1 protein-coding gene is annotated in these 1,012 nt (G+C 47.5%); it reads right to left on the bottom strand.

Annotation, left to right across the window (positions count from 1 at the left end; all coding sequences use genetic code 11):
- Positions 1–1,012, bottom strand: a 1,012-nt coding sequence (locus tag R7D93_RS26255; protein WP_318129676.1) for an AbgT family transporter, incomplete at both ends; no start/stop codon positions are given.

The raw sequence follows: 1,012 nt of genomic DNA, 5'->3' as shown, positions 1-1,012 counted from the left end.
GCGCCGATGCAGAACCGATCATCAGGTTAATGAAGCCACACATCAGAATGAATGCGAAGAACAACATAGGGCCGGTCAGACCGATGCTTTGCAGGAAGTCAGCACCTGCAACGGCAAATACTTGCCCAAAGTTCGTCCACTTAAAGAAAGCAACAAACTGCGCAGCGAAGAACACCAACACGATGTACATGCCCATCGAAGACATTGATTTAGACATCGCATCGATAACATCACGGTCGGTTTTCATCGTGCCAACGACTTTACCGTATACAAAGCCAGGGATAGCAAAGAATACGAATATGAAAGCGACGATACTTTTCAGGAATGGGGATCCTGCAACAGTGCCAGCGTCTGAACGTAGGATGCCGTCTTCTGGAACAATCGTCCAAGCCAACAAAGCAGACACAACCAACACAGCAAGACCAGCAACTTTCAGACCTTTCTTCTCAAGGTCAGTTAGGTTGCCCATTTTGTCGTTAGACAAATCTTCAGCCGCTTCTTCTTCGTTGTACTTGCCAAGTTTCGGCTCAACGATTTTCTCTGTAACGAATGCACCCATACCCGCGATGAAGAACGTCGACACAAACATGAAGTACCAGTTTACTTCTGGTCCAACAGTGTAAGTCGGGTCAATCATTTGAGCTGCTGTCTCAGTAATACCTGAAAGCAGTGGGTCAACCGTACCAATTAGAAGGTTTGCTGAGTAACCGCCCGATACACCAGCAAATGCTGCCGCAAGACCAGCAAGAGGATGACGACCAAGGGAATGGAAAAGCATTGCAGCAAGTGGGATAAGAACCACGTAGCCAAGCTCAGAAGCGGTGTTTGAAATGATACCAGCAAAAACAACCGTAACCGTCACCATACGTTGTGACGCGCCCATTACTAGGCCACGCATTGCTGCTGAAAGTAGGCCCGAGTATTCCGCAATTGCAACACCAAGCATCGCAACCAATACCGTGCCTAACGGTGCGAAACCAACAAAGTTTTTCACTAGATTGGTAACAATAAG

The sequence above is a fragment of the Vibrio sp. YT-15 genome (genome assembly GCF_033337445.1).
GTDB classification, from domain to species: Bacteria; Pseudomonadota; Gammaproteobacteria; order Enterobacterales; family Vibrionaceae; genus Vibrio; species Vibrio alginolyticus.
This window is presented reverse-complemented; position numbering and strand designations above follow the sequence as displayed.